The sequence below is a fragment of the Brevundimonas sp. KM4 genome, from assembly GCF_000964075.1.
GTDB lineage: Bacteria > Pseudomonadota > Alphaproteobacteria > Caulobacterales > Caulobacteraceae > Brevundimonas > Brevundimonas huaxiensis.
Genome location: NZ_JZRG01000005.1, coordinates 50,559 through 67,800 on the forward strand (window position 1 = coordinate 50,559; position 17,242 = coordinate 67,800).

15 protein-coding genes and 1 tRNA gene are annotated in these 17,242 nt (G+C 67.9%); 8 read left to right on the forward strand and 8 right to left on the reverse strand.

All coding sequences use genetic code 11. The annotated features are described in order from the left end of the window. Window position 1 precedes the first annotated feature (1 nt). The 3 genes from VH88_RS15525 to VH88_RS01740 all read right to left on the reverse strand — a co-directional run bounded on the left by VH88_RS15525 (window position 2) and on the right by VH88_RS01740 (window position 2,885). Window positions 2-538 (reverse strand): polysaccharide biosynthesis/export family protein, encoded by a 537-nt coding sequence (locus tag VH88_RS15525; RefSeq protein WP_197070962.1) that lies wholly within the window; start codon window positions 536-538, stop codon window positions 2-4. A gap of 55 nt (window positions 539-593) precedes the next feature. Beyond that, on the reverse strand, window positions 594-1,925 hold the full coding sequence (locus tag VH88_RS01735; RefSeq protein WP_045809881.1) for an FAD/NAD(P)-binding protein: 1,332 nt from the start codon (window positions 1,923-1,925) through the stop codon (window positions 594-596). Between the two features lie 99 nt (window positions 1,926-2,024). After that, window positions 2,025-2,885 carry a WecB/TagA/CpsF family glycosyltransferase gene (locus VH88_RS01740; protein ID WP_045809721.1) on the reverse strand — a complete coding sequence of 287 codons (861 nt, stop codon included), beginning with the start codon at window positions 2,883-2,885 and terminating at the stop codon, window positions 2,025-2,027. 224 nt (window positions 2,886-3,109) lie between these two features. Here VH88_RS01740 and VH88_RS01745 point away from each other — a divergent pair. The 8 genes from VH88_RS01745 (at window position 3,110) to ptsN (ending at window position 8,978) form a co-directional block, all read left to right on the forward strand. After that, window positions 3,110-3,196, forward strand: a tRNA-Leu gene (locus VH88_RS01745). A gap of 145 nt (window positions 3,197-3,341) precedes the next feature. Then, window positions 3,342-3,956 (forward strand): ribonuclease D, encoded by a 615-nt coding sequence (locus tag VH88_RS01750; protein WP_045809722.1) that lies wholly within the window; start codon window positions 3,342-3,344, stop codon window positions 3,954-3,956. Between the two features lie 7 nt (window positions 3,957-3,963). After that, window positions 3,964-4,623 carry an LPS export ABC transporter periplasmic protein LptC gene (lptC, locus tag VH88_RS01755; protein ID WP_045809723.1) on the forward strand — a complete coding sequence of 220 codons (660 nt, stop codon included), beginning with the start codon at window positions 3,964-3,966 and terminating at the stop codon, window positions 4,621-4,623. Then, complete coding sequence (locus tag VH88_RS01760) at window positions 4,620-5,114, forward strand: LptA/OstA family protein (RefSeq protein ID WP_045809724.1); 495 nt, start codon at window positions 4,620-4,622, stop codon at window positions 5,112-5,114. Before lptC ends, VH88_RS01760 begins: the two co-directional genes overlap by 4 nt. A 29-nt stretch (window positions 5,115-5,143) precedes the next feature. Next, the gene (gene lptB / locus VH88_RS01765) at window positions 5,144-5,935 is read left to right on the forward strand and encodes an LPS export ABC transporter ATP-binding protein (RefSeq protein WP_174087076.1); all 792 of its coding nucleotides are present in this window, start codon (window positions 5,144-5,146) and stop codon (window positions 5,933-5,935) included. Window positions 5,936-6,213: 278 nt separating this feature from the next. Continuing rightward, window positions 6,214-7,713 (forward strand): RNA polymerase factor sigma-54, encoded by a 1,500-nt coding sequence (gene rpoN / locus VH88_RS01770; RefSeq protein WP_045809725.1) that lies wholly within the window; start codon window positions 6,214-6,216, stop codon window positions 7,711-7,713. Between the two features lie 74 nt (window positions 7,714-7,787). Beyond that, window positions 7,788-8,432, forward strand: coding sequence for a ribosome hibernation-promoting factor, HPF/YfiA family (hpf, locus tag VH88_RS01775; protein WP_045809726.1), 645 nt, complete (start codon window positions 7,788-7,790; stop codon window positions 8,430-8,432). 78 nt (window positions 8,433-8,510) lie between these two features. Beyond that, entirely contained in the window at window positions 8,511-8,978 is a 468-nt protein-coding gene (gene ptsN, locus VH88_RS01780; RefSeq protein ID WP_039244754.1) for a PTS IIA-like nitrogen regulatory protein PtsN, read from the forward strand. A 44-nt stretch (window positions 8,979-9,022) separates the two neighbouring features. Here ptsN and VH88_RS01785 read toward each other — a convergent pair whose 3' ends face one another. The 5 genes from VH88_RS01785 to VH88_RS01805 all read right to left on the reverse strand — a co-directional run bounded on the left by VH88_RS01785 (window position 9,023) and on the right by VH88_RS01805 (window position 17,170). Next, window positions 9,023-9,274 carry a DUF1150 domain-containing protein gene (locus VH88_RS01785; RefSeq protein ID WP_017506777.1) on the reverse strand — a complete coding sequence of 84 codons (252 nt, stop codon included), beginning with the start codon at window positions 9,272-9,274 and terminating at the stop codon, window positions 9,023-9,025. A 64-nt stretch (window positions 9,275-9,338) separates the two neighbouring features. After that, the gene (locus VH88_RS01790) at window positions 9,339-9,761 is read right to left on the reverse strand and encodes an Hsp20 family protein (RefSeq protein ID WP_045809727.1); all 423 of its coding nucleotides are present in this window, start codon (window positions 9,759-9,761) and stop codon (window positions 9,339-9,341) included. Window positions 9,762-9,876: 115 nt separating this feature from the next. Continuing rightward, a complete protein-coding gene (locus VH88_RS01795) occupies window positions 9,877-11,205 on the reverse strand; it encodes an ammonium transporter (protein ID WP_045809728.1) in 1,329 nt (442 codons plus the stop codon). Between the two features lie 29 nt (window positions 11,206-11,234). Next, complete coding sequence (gene gltB / locus VH88_RS01800) at window positions 11,235-15,746, reverse strand: glutamate synthase large subunit (RefSeq protein WP_045809729.1); 4,512 nt, start codon at window positions 15,744-15,746, stop codon at window positions 11,235-11,237. Next, window positions 15,743-17,170: an NAD(P)-dependent oxidoreductase gene (locus VH88_RS01805; protein ID WP_045809730.1), complete on the reverse strand. Its 1,428-nt coding sequence runs from the start codon at window positions 17,168-17,170 to the stop codon at window positions 15,743-15,745. The genes gltB and VH88_RS01805 overlap by 4 nt, the downstream gene beginning before the upstream one ends. Window positions 17,171-17,242: the final 72 nt, after the last annotated feature.

Sequence of the window (17,242 nt, forward strand, 5' to 3'; positions counted from 1 at the left end):
GTCAGAAGTAGCGTTCGCCGATCCGCAGGGTGTCGCCGGGCGAAACACGCGCATCGGCGGTCAGCGGCTGGGCCTCTTCGGTCTGTGATCCGGCGCGACGCACGAAGACGCGGCGCGTGTTGGCGCGATAGGTGAAGCCTTGCGCCGTCGCCACGGCGTTCAGCACCGTCAGGTCCGGCAGATAGGGGTATTCTCCCGGCCGGTTGACCTCGCCCAGGATGTAGATCGGCCGATAGGTCAGGACCTGAACGGTGACGCGCGGCTGGTTCAGATAGCCCTGGCTCAAGGCTTGAGCGACGGCGTCCTGAAGCTGGGCGCCCGTCAGGCCGGCAGCCTGGATCTCGCCGATCAGGGGCAGGGCGATCCGGCCGTTGGCGTCGATCACGAACTCGCCGCCCAGCGCCGCCTCGCCGAAGACGTCGATGCGCACCTTGTCGGCGGAGGCGAGCCGATAGTCCGACACGCTCTGAGGCGCAAAGGCGGTCAGGCCCAGAGACAGGATCGCCACCAGCAGGCCGATGCCTGTCCTTGCCCCCATGTCATCGCCCCCGATCGTTTCGGGTGTAAAGGCTAAACGCGTCGGTTGTTTCGGTCTAGGGGCGGTCCGACAGGATACGGGCGGCGAGATCGCGGGCCTGGCCGCGCAGGTCGGGCACGGCCGTCATCTCCCAGAAGGCGCCGCGCGTCAGGGGGCCGATGGCGTGAAGGCCGCGCGCGGGTGCGCCTGCGCCGTCCAGCAGACCGCCCTCGTCATCGACCTGCAGGCCCAGGCCCAAGGGGTCGGGGCGACCGTAACCCTTGTCCAAGATGTCGCTGATCATCGGTTCGGTGCTCTTTGAGATCACGCCCAGCGGCCCGGTGCAGTTCACGACCAGATCGAACCGCGCCTTGATGGCGCGCTTCTTTCCGCGCGGACGCCACGAGACCTCGATGACGTCGGTGGCCTTCAGCTCTGTCAGCTTGCCGGCCAGGATCGTCAGCTCGCCGCCGGCCAGCATGGAATGGATGTCACGGGCCGGGCCGGGCGACAGGCGGTGACGATGCACGTCCCACAGGGGGCGCAGATGGCGCAGGAAGCGGCTGCGCTCAACCCGCGACCAGCGGCGCCAGATGTCGCGCGCGCAATGACGCAGGCGATCAAACACGGCGCGCCAGTCCGCCTCGGCCGTCGCAGCGCGGATCTGACGCAGGATTTCGGCGGGGCTGCCCGAAAAGGCGCCGACATAGGGCGTGGGCGGAACGGTGGCGTGGGCGCGGGGCAAAAGCCCGTGACGCGACAGGGCGGTCAGGCGGCGTCCGGGTCGGCGCAGGGTGATGGCTGCATCCACCATCGTCAGGCCCGAACCGATCAGCAGGACATTGCGGGCGTCGCGCGCCGTCTGGGGATCGAACCGCCAAGGGTTTTCGACATAGGCGGGGGAGGCGCGCACCGCGTCCTCGACGCCAGGGGGCGAGGCGGGCTCCAGATTGCCTAGCGCCAGCACGACCTGATCGGCCGCAACCTCTCCGTCGCTGGTCACGATGCGCCAGCCGTCGTCCCGGCGATCGATGGACTGCGCCTCGGCGCCGATCAGGGTCAGGCGGTCGGGCGCGTCGTCTAGCGCCTCGTCCAGAAGGGCTTGAAGATAGTCGCCATAGACGCCGCGGGTGATGAAGCCGTCCTGGGCGCGCCACGACGGCTGTTCGGCCAACCAGTCGGCAAGGTGACTGGGCTGGTCGGGAAAGGCGCTCATATTGTCCAGGCGGACGTTCAGCAGATGGCCGGGGTTGCCGGTGTCATAGGCGGTGCCTGGACCGAAAACGCCGCGCCGTTCGATCAGGGTGACGCGCACGTCGCGCGAGGCCTTCAGCAGATTGACAGCGGTCAGCAGGCCGCTGAAACCCGCGCCGACGATGGCGACATGCGGTCCATTCTGCTGCGGCACGCGCACCCCCGTTTCCCGTTTCCGTCGCTGTCGATAACACGCGGCGGTCCAGAGAGATCATGGCGATAAATATCTATCTGGCCAGTAGGAATAACGTGATCAGCGGTTGCGACCCCTGGCCTTGCGGATGTCGCGCAGGGCCAGTCGGGAGAGCGTCCAGGGCTCGACGCAGTAGCGGACGAACAGCCGTTTGGGGTCGTGCAGCAGGCGATAGGCCCATTCGACGCCCGCGCGTCCCATCCAGCGTGGGGCCGCGCTTTGAACCCCCGCCTCATAGTCGAAGGCGGCGCCGACCGACAGGATGACGCAATCGGGCAGGCGCTCGAAGTTTTCGGCGATCCAGAGCTCCTGGCGCGGCATCCCCATGCCGACGAACAGGATGTGGGGCTTAAAGGCCGTGATCCGATCCAGGACGGCGGCGTTCTCGGACGAACCGGGCCGGGCGTCGAAGAATCCGTGGTGGATCGCGATGTCGGCGTCCGGATAGCGGAGCTTCAGACGGCGGGCCGCCTCGTCGCCGACGCCGGGCGCGCCGCCGACGGATAGGACCCGCCAGCCCTGACGGTTCGCCACGCTCCAGAAATGGCCGCGCCAGTCCAGATAGGTGCAGCGGTGAAAGCCCCGACTGTGCAGGCCCAGGGCGCGCGAGAAGGCCAGCAGCGGCGTCGAATCGACCTCGATCAGATCGGCCCTATCGTAGAAGGCGCCGAGTTCAGGCCGCTTCTGCATCAGATACAGGCTGTGCAGATTGTGATTGGCGATGAGACTTTTTTCGCCCTGTTGCACCGCCTGCTGAATGTGGTGCAGCACCTCTTCCGGCTTCACCAGATCCATCGGTTGCCCCAGGATCGTGACCCGCTCGCGGGCGCGGCGTTTCTGGCGGAACGGCGCGCGCGGCCGGGCGCGACGCTCTGTGGCGAAGCGCTCCGGCGCAGAGGGGCTGAAAGACGGGTCCGCCATGCGGCGCTTCTAGGCGAGCTGGCCTCAAGACGGGGTTAGAAAACAGGCTTAGCGCCCATTAAGTCGCCACCGAACGCGGATCGAAAACGAAGTGCGGCCAGGCTTGCCGCGCTGCGTGCGCAAGAAATCTCGCAAAGGCGAAAAATCCTTGTTGACCCCGCCCGGAGCCTCCCTTAGAGGTCCGCGCCTTCCCGATGGAAACGCCGCAAGGCGCTGCCGACGGGGCCCAGATGGCGGAATTGGTAGACGCGCTGGCTTCAGGTGCCAGTGGCTTAACGGCCGTGGAGGTTCGAGTCCTCTTCTGGGCACCATCTTTCAGAAAGCGTCGCACCGAACGGTGCGGCGCTTTCTTTGTTTTGGCCTATCGGAATGCGCGCGGCGCATTCCTGCTTGAGGCCGTTTCGTGAATAAGCTTGCCCGTTTCGCGCGCCGTGTTCGCCGTGTAAGAGCCTGAGCATGACCGTTTACCTGCATGAGGGCGACCTGCCCGACGATCTGGACCTGGGGTCCGAGGTCGCCATCGATTCCGAGACGATGGGTCTGCGTTTTCGCCGCGATCCGCTGTGCGTGGTGCAGCTGTCGTCGGGCGACGGAAACGCCCATGTCGTGCGGCTGAACCGGCCCGCCTACGACTGTCCGAACCTGAAGCGGGTGCTGACCGATCCGGCGGTGACCAAGATCTTCCATTTCGGCCGGTTCGACATCGGCATGTTCCTGCTGCACCTCGGCGTCGAGACGCGGCCGGTCTATTGCACCAAGATCGCCTCCAAGCTGGCGCGCACCTACACTGACCGGCACGGGCTGAAGGACGTGGTGCGCGAGACGGTGGGTGTGGACCTGTCCAAGGCGCAGCAGTCCTCGGACTGGGGCGCCGAGACGCTGAGCCAGGCGCAGCTGGACTATGCGGCGTCGGACGTTCTTTACCTGCATGCGGCCAAGGCCAAGCTGGATATGATGCTGGCGCGCGAAGGGCGAACCGATTTGGCTGCCGAATGTTTCGACTTCCTGCCGACGCGGTCGGCGCTCGACCTGGCCGGCTGGGACGAGACCGACATCTTCGCCCACAGCTGAGGCGCGCTTGACCGAACACGGCGAACAGTCCCGCATCGAGGCCGACGAGGCCAGGGTCGCCCTGGCCGGCGCGCGCTGGCGTGCACGCTCGCGGCGGGTGAAGCTGTATCGCCGCGTTCTGCCGATCGTCATTCTGGTGCTGGCGGGCGGCGCCCTGACCTGGACCGTGTTCCGCACCGTTATGTCGGGGGTGGAGCGCAAGGCCAGCCAGAGCCAGGAAGTCCGCCTGGACGCCCCCCTGTTCCACGGTCAGGACGCGCAAGGCCGCGCCTTCACCGTCGGCGCGCAGGGCGCGGTGCGCGACCCCAATACCGGCAAGTTCAAACTGATCGGCCCGGCGCTGAAGCTGAACCTGGGCGGGCGCAAGGTCACCGAACTGACCGCCGACGGCGGCATCTATGACGAGCAGGCCAAGACGGTGACGATCGGTCCGAACGTGCGCATTTCGGACGGCGGGACGGGCTTCGTCCTGACCACGCCCGAGGCGGTGGTCGACACCTCGACCGGAAACGTCACCGGTTCAAAGGGCGTTCAGGGTTCCGGCCCTATTGGAACCATCAACGCATCGTCCTATGCGATCTACGATCAGGGACAGCGCGTCGTGTTCGACGGCGCAGGCGACAACAAGGTGAAGGGCGTTCTGACGCCCAAGGGGTCAGGCGGATGATCGTGACGAAGATTTCGAAGACGCTGGCCGTCGTCGCGGCGGCGGCCGTCGTGGGCATGCCGGCCCTGGTGGATGCCCAGGCCCAGGCGACCAATCAGCCTGTCGCCTATGGCGCGGACTCGGTCGAATACGCGCCCAACCGCATCATCCTGCGCGGCCGGGCCGAGGCGACGCAGGGCGGCAATCGCTTTCGCGCCGACACCCTGACCCTGGTCAGCGGCGAGGGCGGCGATCTGCAACGCGCCGAGGCCAGCGGGACGGTCTATTTCGTGACGCCGGACCAGTCGATGCGCGGCGACCGCGCCGTCTATAATCTGGGCAATGGCGAGATCGTGGTGACGGGCAACGTCATCCTGACCCAGGGCAAGAACGTCCTGACCGGCTCGCGCCTGGTCTACAACATCAACACCGAGACCGCCCGCATGGACGGCGCGCCGCGCGGCGCCGCCGGAAGCCGCGTGCAGGGCGTCTTCTATCCCAACTCGAACTGAGGCCGTCTGGCCGTCACGGACCTGAGCATTTGGCGCGCAAGGAACTGTCAGCCCTGAACCTGGACGAGCGGCCGCAACCGGCCGCCGTGGCGCCCGCGCCTGCGGAAAAGGGCCTGCGGGTGATGAATCTGGCGCGGTCGTTCGGCCAGCGTCAGGTCGTGCGCGACGTGTCCCTGACGGTGCAGCGCGGCGAGGTCGCGGGCCTGCTGGGTCCCAACGGCGCCGGCAAGACCACCTGCTTCTACATGATCACCGGCCTGATCCCGCCGGACTCGGGCGCAATCTGGCTGGACGGCGAGAACATCACCGGCCAGCCGATGTATCAGCGCAGCCGCATGGGCCTGGGCTATCTGGCGCAGGAAGCCTCGATCTTTCGCGGCATGACGGTCGAGCAGAACGTCAAGGCGGTGGTCGAGCTGAACTATCCGCGCGACCAGATCCGCGCCGAGACCGACCGGCTGCTGAACGAGCTGCACATCGACCATCTGCGCCATGCGCGGGCGACGGCGCTGTCGGGCGGCGAGCGTCGGCGGGTGGAGATCGCGCGGGCGCTGGCCGGACGGCCGTCCTTCATGCTGCTGGACGAACCCTTCGCCGGCATCGATCCCCTGGCCATCGCCGACATCCGCACCGTGATCCGTTATCTGGCCAGCCAAGGCATTGGCGTGCTGATCACCGACCACAATGTGCGCGAGACCCTGGACATCACCGACCGGGTATCGATCATCTCGAACGGCGCGGTGCTGTTCGAAGGCACGTCCGACGAGGCGATCCACGACGCCGAAGTGCGCCGGGTGTATCTGGGCGAAAACTACATCTGATCTGCGGGTGTCGTCATCCTCCGGCGAGCGTAGCGAGACCGGGGGGCCAGCGGCGCGCGACAGCGCGAACCCGTCGCAGACTAGGATTTTCCAACATCGTGCGGCTGAAGCATCGCCTGCGGCGCCGCTGGGTCCCCCGGTCTGCGCCGCGAAGACGCGGCTTGCCGGAGGATGACGAAAGGGTCTGAGGCCGCGTTCGTCTCGCGTTAACCGGTTCGGCGACATTCTGTCCCAGCAAGTTCCGGGCCACTCGGCGGCCGGGCGGGAAGATTTCGGACGTGATTGGGCAAAGGTTAGAGGTCAGGCAGGGGCAGGGGCTGGTCATCACGCCCCAGCTGCAGCAGGCGATCAAGCTGCTGCAACTGTCGAACCTCGAGCTGGAGGACTTCGTCGAGGCCGAGCTGGAACGCAATCCGCTGCTGCAACGCGAGGAGCCGGAAAGCGAGACGCCCGAACCGGTCGAGCGCGTCGAGGCGGCTTCGGACAGCGAAATGTCCTTCGGCGACGGGGTCGCGGACGCAGCGGCGTCCTCGATGGACGCCGGTTCCGACGACGTCTATGGCGACGCGGCGCCCGGCGAGCGCACCAGCGACCGGATGACCGACGAGGCCCAGCCGGGGCTGTCGGACTGGTCCAGCGCCGGCAAGGGCGGCCAGATGTTCGAAGGCGAGGGCGAGCGGCCCGACGCGCACGAGCTGACCCTGTGGGAACATCTTCAGGCCCAGGCGTCGAGCGCGGGTCTGTCGCCGGCCGACCACGGGATCGCCCTGACCCTGATCGATGCGACGGACGAGGGCGGCTATCTGCGCGGAGAGCTGGCCGAGTTCGCCGATCGGCTGGGCGTGCCGCTGGAGCGGATCGAAGCGGTGCTGGGCGTCTGTCACGGCTTCGAGCCGACCGGGATCATGGCGCGGTCGGTGCCGGAATGCCTGAAGCTGCAGCTGATCGAGCGCAATCGGTTCGATCCGGCGATGGCGGCGCTGCTGGACAATCTGGACCTGCTGGCCAAGCGCGACCTGGCAGGCCTGCGCCGCGTCTGCGAGGTCGATGGCGAAGATTTGACCGACATGATCGCCGAACTGCGGGCGCTGACGCCGCGTCCGGGCGCAGGCTTCGGCGGCGAGCCGGCGCAGACGGTCGTGCCCGATGTGCATGTGCGGCCAGACCCCGCCGGCGGCTGGCGGGTCGAGCTGAACGCCGACACCCTGCCGCGCCTGTTGGTCGACAAACGCTATCACGGCCTGGTCCAGGCCGGCGCGCGCTCGGATACCGAAAAGACCTTCGTCGCCGACTGCGCCGCCCAGGCCAACTGGCTGGTCAAGTCGCTGGATCAGCGGGCCAAAACCATTCTGAAGGTCTCATCCGAGATCGTGCGCCAGCAGGACGCCTTCCTGGCCTTCGGCGTCGAGTTTCTGAGGCCGCTCAATCTGAAGACCGTCGCCGACGCCATCGGCATGCACGAATCGACCGTCAGCCGCGTCACCTCGAACAAATATATCGCCACGCCGCGGGGCGTGTTCGAGCTGAAATTCTTCTTCACCGCCGCCATTCAGTCGGTGGACGGCGCCTCAACCCATTCGGCCGAAGCCGTCCGTCACAAGATCAAATCCATGATCGACGGCGAGGGGCTGGAGGGCGACGTTTTGTCCGACGACCGGATCGTGGAAATCCTGAAGGAAACGGGCATCGATATCGCCCGCCGCACCGTGGCCAAATATCGGGAAGCCTTGAGGATTCCGTCCTCGGTCGAACGTCGCCGGATGATGAAGACGGGCTGAAATCCACAGCCAAGCGTGACCACAAATCGGTGATCTGGATTGACACCAAATCGGGTCGGGCGCGTTCTATCGGCATGCAAGTCCAAGTCAGCGGCAAGCAAGTGGATGTCGGCGAAGCGTTAGGCTCGCGCATCTCCCAGGAACTCGAAGACGGGGTCGGAAAATACTTCGCCCGAGGCGGTGAAGACGCCGAGGTCGTGGTGTCCAAGGACGGCCACAACTTCAAGGTGGACTGTTGGGTCCGCCTCGCGTCGGGCCAGACCCTGGTGACGACCGGCATGGGCGGCGACGCCCACTCGGCCTTCACCGAGGCGCTGGATCGGCTCGAAAAGCGGGTTCGTCGCTACAAGCGCCGGCTCAAGGATCACCACATCGGACCCAAGGGTCTGTCGCCCGAGAAGACCGAAAACGCCGCCCGCGAAGTCGCACGCAGCATCGTGCTGCGTGACCCCGACAGCGTGGAAGACGATGTCTTCGGCGACGCGAGCGAGAACGACGGCCCGCCGCCGGTGGGCATGGTCATCGCCGAAACCGAGCACGAAATCCGCACCATCACGGTCGGACGGGCCGTGCTGGAGCTGGATATGACGGGCTATCCGGTCGTGCTGTTCCGCAATGCGGCGCACGGCGGTCTGGCGGTCGTCTATCGTCGCCCGGACGGCAATGTCGGATGGATCGATCCCGAACGGACGGCCAAGACCAACGGTTCGGTGAACTAAGCCTCAGTTTGACTTCGGCGCGGTTGTCTCTAAACGGGCGGCCGCGCCGTTGTCTGCTGCGTGTATCGAGGTTGTGTAATGGACATCGGTGATCTGCTCGCGCCCAAGGGCGTGGTGCTGCGCAGCGGCGCGTCGTCCAAGCGACAGGCGTTGCACGCGCTGGCCGAGGCGGCATCGCATGCGCTGGGCCTCGACGAAGCCCGTATCTTCGACGCCTTGATGGAACGCGAGACGCTGGGATCGACCGGGCTAGGATCCGGGGTCGCAGTGCCGCACGCGCGTCTCACCGAGGTCGAGAAGGTGACGGCGGTGTTCGTGCGCCTGGATACGCCTGTCGCCTATGACGCGGTGGACGACCGGCCGGTCGATCTGATCGTCGGCCTGTTCGCACCGCCCAAGGCGGGCGCCGAGCATCTGCGCGCATTGGCCGCGGTGTCGCGCGCGCTGCGGTCGCCCGAACTGCGGGAGCAACTGAGACAGGCGCGCACGACCGATGCGATCCGGGCCCTGTTCGTCAAGGACGCCACGGCCGCGACAGCGGCCTGAACTTCGGCGTGAACGGCGGCGCCTGCGCGCCGCCATGCATCAGATCAGTGAACGGAAACCGGCTCCAGCTCGTGTGCTACGGCGGCGGCGAAGGCGGTGTCGCGGTCGATCATGACCGCCAGACGCTCGCCGTCGGCGCTGTGGACGGCATAGAGCATCTGGCCGGGGTTCAGATCCACGTCCTTAATCTCGACCGCCTCTTCAAGCAGGTCCGAGGCCTTGATCTCGCGCACATACACCAGGTCGGGGGCGCCCAGTCCGGCAAAGTCTTCCTTAGTCATCGTCATCGGCGTCATTAGGACCGCCTCCTTCAGTTTTGACAACGCCCGGATCGCCGGGCGGTTCGAATGGTCGTGGTTTTCAGCCGGTCGTGATTGGAATACGTCGCACCTGGCGCTCCGCCTCGGGCCGGATCAGATCGACGTGGAGCAGGCCATGCTGCAGCCGGGCGCCCTCGACCTCCAGCCCGTCGGCCAGGACGAAGTTGCGGACGAAGCCGCGCGCCGCGATGCCGCGATGCAAAAAGGCCTGTTCGCCCCTGCCCGCATCGTCGCGCTTGCCGGCGATGGTCAGCTGGCGGCCGTCCAGGGTAATGGCCAGTTCGTCGGGCGCGAACCCGGCGACGGCCAGGCTGATGCGGACGCCCGCATCGCCGATCTGTTCGACATTGTAGGGCGGATAGGTTTCGGCCGCGGCCTTGGCGGCTCGGTCGATCAGGGCGCGGGTGTGGTCGAAGCCCAGCAGAAAGGGGCTGTCGAACAGGAGGGTGCGCGTCGTCGTCATCTGGGGTCCTTGCATCAGCGACCGAGCGGTCGGTCTCCCGCAATCGGCAAGACCGTCCGTCACAGATGAAGATGGGGGCTGGCGAGGGCGGGATCAACCGGCAGCGCCTGTGGGGTCAGTGGATGGCCTCGCCGTGCTGGGTATAGTCCAGCCCCTCGACCTCTTCGTCCTTGGTGACGCGCAGGCCCGTGGTGAACTTGCAGATCATCAGGACGACGAAGGTGCCCGCCGCGCTCCAGGCCATGACGCCGACCAGGCCGACAGCCTGTTTCCACACGGTCGCCCCCTCCGACAGGGCGTTGACGGTCGTGGTGGCGAAGACGCCGGTCAGCAGGGCGCCGACGATGCCGCCGACGCCGTGAACCCCGAAGGCATCCAGGCTGTCGTCGTATTTCAGCGCGTGCTTCAGCCAGACCGCGCCCGCATAGCAGGCCGGGCCGCCGATCAGGCCGATGAAGAAGGCGCCCTTGGGATCGACGAAACCGGCGGCGGGGGTGATGGCGACCAGACCGCCGACGACGCCCGACAGCAGGCCCAGCAGGGTCGGGCGCTTGCGATCGAACCATTCGAGGGTCATCCAGCCCAGAGCCGCTGCCGCAGCGGCCAGGATGGTGTTGAAGGCGGCGGTGGCGGCCAGCGCATCCGCCGCTCCCGCCGACCCCGCGTTGAAGCCCAGCCAGCCGACCACCAGCAGGCCGGTGCCGATGGCGCTATAGACCAGGTTGGCGGGGGCCATGTTGTCGCGCCCGAAGCCGTGACGCGGCCCCAGCACCAGGGCGCAGACCAGGCCTGCGATCCCGGCGTTGACGTGGACGACCGCGCCGCCCGCGAAGTCGAGCACGCCCAGCCCGCCCAGCCAGCCGCCGCCCCACACCTGATGGCAGATCGGCGCATAGACGATCAGGTGCCACAGGGCGAAGAACAGCAGGCTGGCCGAGAACTTCATCCGCTCGACGAAGGCGCCCGCGATCAGGGCCGGGGTAATGATGGCGAACGTCATCTGGAAGGCGACGAACAGCAGTTCGGGCAGGCCGGGCAGCAGGCTGTGGGCCGTCCGAGCGGTGACGCCGTTCAGGAAGGCCGCCTGCACGCCGCCGATGAAGCCGTTAACCGCCTCCGGCCCCTTGCCGAAGGAAAGGCTGTAGCCGACCAGGAACCACAGGACCGAGACGATGGCGAAGGCGGCCGCCGACTGGGCCACGACGCTGATGATGTTCTTCTTCCTGACCATGCCGCCGTAGAACAGGGCCAGGCCCGGCAGGGTCATCAGCAGCACCAGCGCTGTCGAGGTCAGGATCCAGGCCGTCGCCGCCGTGTCGATGACCAGCGGCGCCTGATGCGCCAGCAGGGCCGGGTCTGCCAGGGTTGGGGCCGCCAGGGCCGGTGAGGCCAAGGCCGCCGCCCCGGCGACGAGCGTGACGGCGAGGGCGGCGGATCGGGTCATGGCGGCTTTCTAGGGCAGGCGGTTCGGTGTCAGGCGGAGGTCTTCAGGCGTTCCGTGCGGGCGACGATGTCGGTCAGGGGCACGATGCGGACGAAGCGGTTCAGGCTGTTGTCCCAATCCGCCAGCAGACGCCGCGCCAGGGGCGAGGCGGTCGCCGCCAGATGCGCCTCGATCAGCGCACGCAGCCGGTCGGCCGCATCCGCGTCGATGTCGGCGACACCCGCCAGATCGCCGTTCAGAGCCCGCTCGGCATGGCCCGGCTGGTCCAGCACGAACAGCTCGCCGCCGCTCATGCCCGCCGCCAGGTTCCAGCCGACCGAGCCCAGGACGACCACGCGCCCGCCGGTCATATATTCGCAGCCGTGCGCGCCCAGGCCCTCGACCACGGCTTCGGCGCCGGAGTTCCTGACCGCGAACCGCTCGCCCGCCGCGCCGGCGACGAACAAGCGGCCGGAGGTCGCGCCATACAGGGTGGTGTTGCCGCAGATCAGCTGATCCTCGCGCCATTCCGGCGTGCGGATCGAGATTTCGGCGCCCGACAGCCCCTTGCCGACATAGTCGTTGGCCTCGCCGGTCAGATGCAGTTCCAGACCCTTGGCCGCAAAGGCGCCGAAGCTCTGGCCCGCGATGCCTTCCAGCCGCAGCTTCAGGCGGCCCGCCGGACCGTGCGCGCCGAAGCGGCGCACGATGGCCGAGGACAGGGCCGCGCCAACCGTGCGCTGGGTGTTGTTCAGCGGATAGGACAGTTCCAGCGTCTGGCCGCGATCCAGGAAGCGCACGGCGTCCTTCAGCACGGCGGCGTCCAGGCTGTCGGCGATGGGCTTGCGGGTCGTCTTGTCGGCCCATTTGCCGGCCGCTCCCTCGTCCACCTGAACCAGCAGCGGGTTCAGGTCCAGGTCGTCCAGGTGCGAGCCGCCGCGACGGACCTGACGCAGCAGGTCGGTGCGGCCGATGATCTCGTCCATCGTGCGCGCGCCGATGGAGGCCAGGATCTCGCGCGTCTCCTCGGCGATGAAGGTGAACAGGTTCACGACCTTGTCGGGCGTGCCGGTGAACTTCTCGCGCAGCCGCTCATCCTGGGAGCAGACGCCGACGGGACAGGTGTTGGAATGGCACTGGCGCACCATCAGGCAGCCCATGGCGATCAGGGCGGCGGTGCCGACGCCGTATTCCTCGGCGCCCAGCATGGCGGCGATGACCACGTCGCGGCCGGTGCGGACGCCGCCGTCTGTCCTCAGCGTGACCGAGCCGCGCAGATTGTTCAGCGTCAGCACCTGATGGGCCTCGGCCAGGCCGATCTCCCACGGCAGGCCGGCGTGCTTGATCGAGGTCTGGGGCGAGGCGCCGGTGCCGCCGTTGTGGCCGGCGATCAGGATGGCGTCGGCGTTGGCCTTAGCCACGCCCGAGGCGATGGCGCCGATGCCCGAGGCGGACACCAGTTTCACCGTCACCCGCGCATCGGGATTGATGGCCTTCAGGTCGTAGATGAGCTGAGCCAGATCCTCGATCGAATAGATGTCGTGGTGCGGGGGCGGACTGATCAGGGTCGTGCCGGGCACGGCGTGGCGCATCCGGGCGATGAACTCGGTGACCTTGAAGCCGGGCAGCTGTCCGCCCTCGCCGGGCTTGGCGCCCTGGGCCACCTTGATCTCGATCTCGCGACACTGGTTCAGATATTCGGCCGTGACGCCGAACCGGCCCGAGGCCACCTGTTTCACCGCCGAGTTGGCGTCGTCGCCATTAGGACGCGGGTGATAGCGTTCGGGATCCTCGCCGCCCTCGCCCGAGACCGAGCGGGCGCCGATGCGGTTCATGGCGATGTTCAGCGTCTCGTGCGCCTCTGGCCCCAGGGCGCCCAGCGACATGGCCTGGGTCAGGAAGCGGCGGCGGATGTCCGACACGCTCTCGACCTGGTCCAGCGGAATGGGCGCGCCTTCGCGGAAGTCTAGGAGGTCGCGCAGGGACAGGTCGGCCTGGGCGCGGACGACCTCGGAGAACTGCTTGAAGCGGCGATAGTCGCCGCGATTGCAGGCGTCCTGCAGCAGGTGGATGGTCTTAGCCTCGTGGGCGTGGGCCTCGCCGCCCGAACGGATCTTGAAGAAGCCGCCGATGGCCGGAGAAGGGACAGCCTCGCCCCAGGCGATCCGGTGCCGCTTCATCGCCGCCTGCTCCAGACCGGCCAGGCCGATGCCGGAGATGCGCGACGGGGCGCCGGGGAAGAACTCGGCGGTCAGCGCCCGAGACAGGCCCAACACCTCGAACTCGCAGCCGCCGCGATAGGCGGAGATGACGCTGATCCCCTTGCGGGCCAGGGTCTTCAGCAGCCCCGCCTCGATGCCGGCCTTGTAGTTCAGACAGGCGTCGCGCAGCGTCAGGCCGGGATACAGGCCCCGATCCAGACGCTCCTGGAACAGGTCCTGGGCCAGCCAGGCGTTGACGGTGGTGGCGCCGACCCCGACCAGGACGGCGAACCCGTGTGGGTCCAGCGTCTCGGCGGTGCGAACCACGATCGAGCAGTAGGAGCGCAGGCCTGCCTTGGTCAGGCGGCCGTGGACCCCGGCGGTGGCCAGGATCATCGGCGCGGCAAGACGATCCGCCGACCCGGCCTGGTCGGTCAGCACGATCAGGGCGGCGCCGTCGCGGGCGGCGGCCTCGGCCTCGTCCATGATGCGGTCCAGCGCGGCGCGAAGACCGGCGCCGAGGCGGGCGTCGTCGGACGGCAGGGCGTAGCTGCAGTCGATGACCACGGTCGAACCGGCGCCGACCGTGTCGATCATCCGTTCGTACATGCCGTTGGTCAGGACGGGGCTGTCCAGCACGAAGACGTCGGTCTGGGCCTCTTCCTCAGCCAGGATGTTGCCCAGGTTCTTGAACCGGGTCTTCAGGCTCATGGCGCCCGCTTCGCGCAGCGGGTCGATGGGCGGGTTCGTGACCTGGCTGAAGTTCTGGCGGAAGTAATGCGACAGCGGCCGGGGCAGGGCCGACAGCACCGCGGGCGGAGCGTCGTCGCCCATGGAGCCGACCGCCTCCTTGCCGTCGCGGACCAAGGCGTCCAGCAGCAGGTCCAGGTCCTCGCGGCTGTAGCCGGCGGCGATCTGGCGGCGGGTCAGGGCCTCGCCCGAGGCCGAGCGCGGCTCGGGTCCGGGGCCGATGATGGGCTCCAGATCGACCATGTTATCCAGCCACGCCTCGTAGGGGTGGGCGGCGGCTAGGGCGTCGACGGCCTCGTGCTCGTCATAGACCCGGCCGTGCTTCATATCGACGGCGATCAGCTTGCCGGGACCGATGTGAAGGCGGCGCTTCACCCGGCTCTCGGGAATGGGCACCAGACCGGCCTCGGAGCCCGCCATCAGCAGGCCGTCGACCGTCTCGACGGCGCGCAGGGGACGCAGGCCGTTGCGGTCCTTGCCCGCCACGATCCAGCGGCCGTCCGCGGCGCAGATGGCGGCCGGGCCGTCCCAAGGCTCCATCACCGCATTGCAATAGGCGTAGAAGGCCCGGTGTTCGGCGGGCATGACCACGTCGTCCTTGGCCCAGGCCTCGGGGATCAGCAGGGCCTTGGCCATCGGCGCGGGGCGACCGGCGTGGACCAGCACCTCCATGACATTATCCAGGGCGGCGGAGTCCGATCCGCCCGGCTGGACCACCGGCTTGACCTCGCCGTCGCGGTCGCCGAAGGCGCCGGCCGCCATGCGGATCTCGTGCGACTTCATCCAGTTCAGATTGCCCTTCAGCGTGTTGATCTCGCCGTTGTGGGCCATCATGCGGAAGGGTTGGGCCAGCTTCCATTCCGGGAAGGTGTTGGTCGAATAGCGCTGGTGGAAGACCGCATAGGCCGAGACGAAGCGTGGGTCCTCCAGATCGGGATACAGGTCGCCCAGCAGTTCGGCCCGCACCATGCCCTTGTAGGCGATCGAGCGCGCGGACAGGGTGCAGATATAGACGCCGGCCAGGTTCTCGGTCTTGACCGTCTTCTCGATACGGCGGCGGCACAGATACAGTTCGCGTTCGAGCGCCTCGCCGTCCAGCGGTTGGCCCGCGTCGTCCAGCGGCGGGGCCAGCATGATCTGTTCGATCTCGGGCCGGGTCGCGCCGGCCTTGGTCCCGACGACCGACAGGTCGATGGGCGTCTGGCGCCAGCCATAGATCCAGAAGCCGGCGCGCAGGGCCTCGGTCTCGACGATGGCGCGGGCGCGGTCCTGTGCGCCCAGGTCGGTGCGCGGCAGGAAGACCTGGCCGACGCAGATGGGCCCAGGACGCAGGGACTGGCCGATGGAGGCCACCTGTTCGGCGAAGAAGCCTTGGGGCAACTCCGCCATGATGCCGGCGCCGTCGCCCGACAGGCCGTCGGGATCGACCGCGCCGCGGTGGGCCACGGCCTTCAGGCTGCGGATCGCATATTCGACCACGTCACGGCGGGGGGTGCCGTCGATGGAACAGACCAGGCCGACACCGCAGGCGTCGCGTTCCGAGCTGCGGTCATAGGCGTTTCCGGCTTCCATCCGGTCGCGGGTGTCGTTGTACTTGTCTAACCAGGTCATGCCGCGACCTCCTCGGTGCGGGTCTTGAAGTAGCGGTCGATCTCAGCGGCGGCGTCCTGGCCTTCGCGCACGGCCCAGACGACCAGCGAGGCGCCGCGCACCGCGTCCCCGGCGGCGAAGACGCCGGGCAGGCTGGTGGCGAAACTGACCGAGCCCACCTTGATCGTGCCGTCATCACGCAGGCGCAGGTTCGGCTCATGCGCCGCGAACGGCTCGGGCGAGAAGCCCAGGGCCTCGATGACGAGGTCGGCCGGCACGTCGAAGTCGGCGCCGGGCACCGGCACGATGTCGCGACGCTGGCCGGGCAGGCCCTCCGTCAACTGCATGCGCGCGGCGCGCACGCCCGTGACCTGATCGCCTTGCGACAGCAGAGCCTTGGGCGCAGCCAGCCATTCGAAGACGACGCCTTCTTCCTCGGCGTTGACGACTTCGCGGGCCGAGCCCGGCATGTTCTCTCGGTCGCGACGATACAGGCAGGTGACGCTGGCTGCGCCTTGCCGGACGGCGGTGCGAACGCAGTCCATCGCGGTGTCGCCGCCGCCGATGACGACGACCCGCTTGCCGCGCGCCTCGTGCCAGCCGTCCTGTTCGGCGTCGCCAAGGTCGCGACGGTTCTGATGCGTCAGATAGGACAGGGCGGCGACGGTTGAATCCGGCCCGCGACCGGGCGCCGACAGGGTGCGGGGCTGATAGACGCCCATGGCCAGCAGGACGACGTCGTGGCGCTCGCGCAGCTCGGTCAGGGTCACGTCCTTGCCGACCTCGCAGCCCAGCACGAACTGGACGCCGCTGTCGATCAGCCGGTCCACGCGGCGCTGGACGACGTGCTTCTCCAGCTTGAAGCCGGGGATGCCGTAGATCAGCAGGCCGCCGGCGCGGTCGTGACGGTCATAGATCGTAACCTGATAGCCCTCGCAGCGCAGGCGGTCGGCGGCGGCCAGACCGGCCGGACCGGCGCCGACGATCCCGACCGTTTCGCCGCGTTCGGCCGCCGGGCGGATCGGCTCGACCCAGCCGTTGGCGAAGGCCTGGTCGCCCAGCCAAGCCTCGACCGAGCCGATGGTCACGGCGTCCCAGCCGGACTGGTTCAAGGTGCACGACCCTTCGCACAGTCGGTCCTGCGGGCAGATGCGGCCGCAGATTTCGGGCATGGTCGAGGTCAGGGACGCGACGCGCCAGGCCTCGCGCGGCTCGTTCTCGGCCGACAGGCGCAGCCAGTCGGGGATGTTGTTCTGAAGCGGGCAGGCGTTCTGGCAGAAGGGCACGCCGCAGTCGGTGCAGCGCGACGCCTGTTTTTCGGCCGTCTCCGTGGACGGCGGAATCGTGATCTCGCCGAAACCGCGCGCGCGCAGTTCGGCCGAGGCCTTGGACAGGCGGCGAGGTTCGACGACGAATGTCCCGCCTTGCTTCAGGGTCTTATGCATATCTCGCATATGCCGCAAACGAGGCGTTAGAGGCAAATATTATTGCAATGAGGCGTTCTCAGCGGACCAAAA

Bases quoted from the DNA above. Each gene is read 5' to 3' on its own strand.
- VH88_RS15525 (WP_197070962.1), bottom strand. From the start codon at position 538: ATGGGGGCAAGGACAGGCATCGGCCTGCTGGTGGCGATCCTGTCTCTG.
- VH88_RS01740 (WP_045809721.1), bottom strand. From the start codon at position 2,885: ATGGCGGACCCGTCTTTCAGCCCCTCTGCGCCGGAGCGCTTCGCCACA.
- VH88_RS01750 (WP_045809722.1), top strand. From the start codon at position 3,342: ATGACCGTTTACCTGCATGAGGGCGACCTGCCCGACGATCTGGACCTG.
- VH88_RS01760 (WP_045809724.1), top strand. From the start codon at position 4,620: ATGATCGTGACGAAGATTTCGAAGACGCTGGCCGTCGTCGCGGCGGCG.
- hpf (WP_045809726.1), top strand. From the start codon at position 7,788: ATGCAAGTCCAAGTCAGCGGCAAGCAAGTGGATGTCGGCGAAGCGTTA.
- ptsN (WP_039244754.1), top strand. From the start codon at position 8,511: ATGGACATCGGTGATCTGCTCGCGCCCAAGGGCGTGGTGCTGCGCAGC.
- VH88_RS01785 (WP_017506777.1), bottom strand. From the start codon at position 9,274: ATGACGCCGATGACGATGACTAAGGAAGACTTTGCCGGACTGGGCGCC.
- VH88_RS01790 (WP_045809727.1), bottom strand. From the start codon at position 9,761: ATGACGACGACGCGCACCCTCCTGTTCGACAGCCCCTTTCTGCTGGGC.
- VH88_RS01795 (WP_045809728.1), bottom strand. From the start codon at position 11,205: ATGACCCGATCCGCCGCCCTCGCCGTCACGCTCGTCGCCGGGGCGGCG.
- gltB (WP_045809729.1), bottom strand. From the start codon at position 15,746: ATGACCTGGTTAGACAAGTACAACGACACCCGCGACCGGATGGAAGCC.
- VH88_RS01805 (WP_045809730.1), bottom strand. From the start codon at position 17,170: ATGCATAAGACCCTGAAGCAAGGCGGGACATTCGTCGTCGAACCTCGC.